General features: G+C 70.3%; 4 protein-coding genes and 1 pseudogene. 1 reads left to right on the top strand and 4 read right to left on the bottom strand.

From position 1 onward, the window contains the following. On the top strand, positions 1-790 hold a 790-nt coding region (locus G6022_RS10855; protein ID WP_182691562.1), incomplete at its 5' end, for a galactosyltransferase-related protein. A 117-nt stretch (positions 791-907) separates the two neighbouring features. Here the strand turns inward: G6022_RS10855 and G6022_RS10850 are convergent. From G6022_RS10850 to G6022_RS16895, 4 genes and pseudogenes are all read right to left on the bottom strand, one after another. Then, a complete protein-coding gene (locus G6022_RS10850; RefSeq protein ID WP_182609808.1) occupies positions 908-1,699 on the bottom strand; it encodes an ABC transporter ATP-binding protein in 792 nt (263 codons plus the stop codon). Positions 1,700-1,701: 2 nt separating this feature from the next. After that, on the bottom strand, positions 1,702-2,676 hold the full coding sequence (locus G6022_RS10845) for an ABC transporter permease (RefSeq protein ID WP_182639239.1): 975 nt from the start codon (positions 2,674-2,676) through the stop codon (positions 1,702-1,704). Next, positions 2,673-3,656: an ABC transporter substrate-binding protein gene (locus G6022_RS10840; RefSeq protein WP_182618299.1), complete on the bottom strand. Its 984-nt coding sequence runs from the start codon at positions 3,654-3,656 to the stop codon at positions 2,673-2,675. The genes G6022_RS10845 and G6022_RS10840 overlap by 4 nt, the downstream gene beginning before the upstream one ends. 104 nt (positions 3,657-3,760) lie before the next feature. Beyond that, a pseudogene (locus G6022_RS16895) lies at positions 3,761-3,937 on the bottom strand (SIP domain-containing protein); the annotation flags it as partial.

Genomic DNA, 3,937 nt, shown 5'->3' with positions numbered 1-3,937 from the left:
CGCGCACCTACCCGACGCCCGCCACGTGGTGGTGTTGCCCGAACGGCCCGGGAGCGCGGGTCTGGCGACCGAACTCGTCGCGGACGGCGCGGATCCACTCGAGGTCCCGGCGGGGGAGGACCTGCCGGTGGCCCGCTGCCGGAACACGGGCGGGGACCGGGCGGTGGAGGCCGGCGCCGACCTGGTCGTCTTCCTGGACGTCGACTGCATGCCGGGCCCGGACCTGGGGTCCCGGTACGCCGAGCTCCCGTCTGATGCGGTGGGGGTGGGCCCGGTCACCTACCTGTCCGAATCCGCGGGGGCACCGGACCCCGCAGATCTGGCGGGCCTCACCGACCCGCACGCCGCGCGGCCGTTCCCGGAGCACGGCGTCCGGCGGCTCGAGGCGGACGAGTTCGGGATGTTCTGGTCGCTGTCCTTCGCCCTGCACGCCGACCTCTGGACACGGCTCCGCACGGACTTCGGCGGGTTCGACGAGCAGTACACGGGCTACGGCGCGGAGGACACCGACTTCGGGCGCCGGCTGTTGTACCGGCGGGTCCCGGTGGTGCTGGTGGCAGGCGCCCACGCCTACCACCGGTGGCATCCCGTGTCGTCTCCGCCGGTGGAGCACCTGGCGGACCTGCTGCGCAACGGTGCCCACTACGCCGAGCGGTGGGGTGAGTGGCCGGCCCCGGGGTGGTTCGAGGAGTTCGAGCGGATGGGCCTGGTCCGCCGTCGCGGCGACGGCTGGGAGGCGGTGCCCGCAGATCGGCACGCTGAGGACCACCGCCCCGGAATCGAGGGCTGACCCCGACGGGAAGAGCGTTCGGACCGCATCGCCCGAGAGGGGGGTGTGCGGAACGCCCTTTTCGATGGGGGCCGGGCGGGCGGCGGGCCGGCCGAGGCGGCGGGGCCGGGCGGGGCCTCAGCCCAGGAACGCCTTGTCGGACAGCGTCGCGCCCTTGATGTTGGCGAACTCCTTGAGCAGGTCCTGCACGGTGAGCGACGCCTTCTTCTGGTCGTCGGCCTCGTAGACGATCCGGCCCTCGTGCATCATGATCAGCCGGTTGCCCAGCCGGATGGCCTGCTCCATGTTGTGCGTGACCATGAGCGTGGTGAGCCCGCCCTCGCGGACGATCCGTTCGGTGATCGTGGTGACCAGCTCGGCCCGCTGCGGGTCCAGGGCCGCGGTGTGTTCGTCGAGCAGCATGATCCGCGGTTGGGTGAACCCGGCCATGAGGAGCGAGAGCGCCTGTCGCTGGCCTCCCGAGAGCAACCCGACCTTGGCGGTGAGCCGGTCCTCGAGACCCAGCTCGAGCATGGCGAGCTGGTCGGCGAACTGCGCGCGGCGCTTCTTGTTCAGGCTGGGGCCGAGTCCCCGTCGCCTGCCCCGCAGGACCGCGAGCGACAGGTTCTCCTCGATGGTGAGGGTGGGCGCGGTCCCGGCCAGTGGGTCCTGGAAGACGCGGCCCACGTACTTCGCGCGCTTGTGGTCGGGCAACCGGGTGACGTCCTTGCCGTCGATCTGAATGCTGCCGCCGTCGGCGATCAACCGGCCGGACACGGCGTTGAGCAGGGTCGACTTGCCGGCGCCGTTGGAGCCGATCACGGTGACGAAGTCGCCCTCGGCCATCGTGAGGCTGAGACCGTGGAGTGCGCGGCGCTCGTTGACGGTGCCCGGGAAGAAGGTCTTGGACACATCGGTGACTGTCAGCATCGTCAGGTCTCCTTGGCGCCGGTCGCGGCGGTGTCGGCGGACTCGGGCCCGGCGTCGACGGCGGTCCCGGTGCCCGCCACCGCGCGCTCGTTCGCGGCGACCGCGGTCGTGGGCTTGCGCCCGAATCGTCCGCCCACGGCCTTCCACTTGGGCGCGAGAAGCGCTATCACCACGAGCACGGCCGTGACCGCCCTCATGTCGTTCGGGTTGAGCCCCACCTCGAGCGCGATGGCGATGATGAGCTGGTACAGGACCGCGCCCACGATCACGGCGTACACCGCGAGCCACAGCCTGCGCTGGCCGAGGATCGCCTGGCCGAGGATGACCGAGGCCAGGCCCACGAGGATCAGGCCGATGCCCATCGAGATGTCGGCGAAGCCCCGATACTGCGCCAACAGCGCGCCGCACATGCCCACGAGGCCGTTGGACAGGGCGAGGGTGAGGGTCTTGGTGAAGTCGGTGGAGACACCGAACGAGGAGATCATCGGGCCGTTGTCGCCCGTGGCGCGGATCGATAGTCCCAGGTTCGTGGTGAGGAACCAGACGACGACGAGGCCGAGCAGTCCCACGGCCACCGCGAGGATGGCGACGCCGCCCCAGGTGCCGAGGATGCCGGCTTCGCGAAGCGGGGTGAACGCGTGGTCCTGTCGCAGCAGCGGCGCGTTCGCGCTTCCCATGATCCGCAGGTTGACCGACCACAGCCCGATCATGGTGAGGATCCCGGCCAGGAGGCCGTCGATCTTGCCCTTGGTGTGCAGCAGGCCGGTGATGATCCCGGCCAGGAACCCGGTGACGAAACCCGCGAGGGTCGCGAGCACCGGGTTCCAGCCTGCGAGAATTCCCGTCGCCGCGGTGGCGGCACCGGTGGTGAAGCTGCCGTCGACGGTGAGGTCGGGGAAGTTGAGCACGCGGAAGGTCAGGAAGACCCCCAGCGCCATGACCCCGTAGATGAGGCCTACCTCGACGGCGCCGATCACTTCTTCTCAGCCTCGGCGAGGATGTCCTCCGGGATGGTGACGCCCTGGCGCTCCGCGGCGTCCTCGTTGACCACGTAGGTGAACTCGGCGGCGGTCTCCACGGGCATCGTGGCCGGGTCCTCGCCGTCGCGCAGGATGCGCAGCGCCATCTCGCCCGTCTGGCGGCCCAACTCGGTGTAATCGATTCCCAGCGTGGCGACGGCGCCGCCCTCGACGGTGCCCTCCTCCGCGGCGATCACGGGGATCTGCTTGCTCTCGGCCACCTGGACGAGAGCCGCGATACCGGAGACGACCATGTTGTCGGTCGGTACGTAGATCGCGTCGACGTCGCCGAGCGCCTCGACGGCCTGCTGGATCTCGTTGACCGAGGTGACGGTCTGGGTGACGATCTCCAGGTCGAGCGGGCCGGCGGCCTCCTCGGCCTGGTCCACCTGGACCTGCGAGTTGACCTCGCCCGAGGCGTAGACGATGCCGACGCGCTCGGCGTCGGGGACGATCTCCTTGAGCAGCTCGAGCTGCTCGTCGATCGGCGCGGCGTCCGAGGTGCCGGTGACGTTGGCGCCCGGCTCCTCCATCGAGTCGACGAGCTCGGCCGAGACAGGGTCGGTGACCGCGGTGAACAGCAGTGGGATGTTGATGATGTTCTGGGCCATCGCCTGGGCGGCCGGGGTCGCCACCGCCAGCGCGAGGTCCAGGTCGTCGGCGGCGAACTGCTGCGCGATGGTCAGCGCGGTGGCCTGCTCACCGTTGGCGTTCTGCTCGTTGAACTCCACCTCGACACCGGCGTCGGCGAAGGCCTCCTTGAAGCCCGCGGTGGCCGCGTCGAGAGCGGGGTGCTGGACGAGCTGGTTGATGCCGATCGTGTAGGACTCGCCGCCGCCACCGGCGGCGTCATCGTCGGAGCCGCCGGTGCAGCCTGCGAGGACGAGTGCCGAGGTGGCCACCAGTCCGGTGAAGAGCGTCGCGCGTGAGAATGCCATGTGCCATGCCTTGTCTACGGTCACGGGTGAGCGTGAGGGGCCGGATGCGTTAACAGTGCTGGCACATGAGGGTACCGGGTCACACCGACCGCGTAACCCGGGACTCACCTCACGGGTTGCTGATCCGGCTCCGATTCCGCCAACTCGCGTTTCCAGGTGCGGAAACCCTCCTCAGTGCGGCCCCGGCGCCAGTATCCCGAGATCGAGGCCCGCCGGGCCGGGACGCCGCGTCCGGAGCGCAGCAGGGGGCGCAGGTGCTTCATCACGGTCTCGGCCTCGCC

This window comes from Dietzia sp. Cai40 (assembly GCF_014145165.1).
Lineage (GTDB): Bacteria > Actinomycetota > Actinomycetes > Mycobacteriales > Mycobacteriaceae > Dietzia > Dietzia natronolimnaea.
The sequence above is the reverse complement of the archived record's forward strand: the minus strand, read 5'-3'. Positions and strand labels throughout refer to the sequence as shown.

Excerpts from the sequence above, each read along its gene's own strand:
- G6022_RS10840 (WP_182618299.1), bottom strand. The coding sequence starts at position 3,656 with ATGGCATTCTCACGCGCGACGCTCTTCACCGGACTGGTGGCCACCTCG.
- G6022_RS10850 (WP_182609808.1), bottom strand. The coding sequence starts at position 1,699 with ATGCTGACAGTCACCGATGTGTCCAAGACCTTCTTCCCGGGCACCGTC.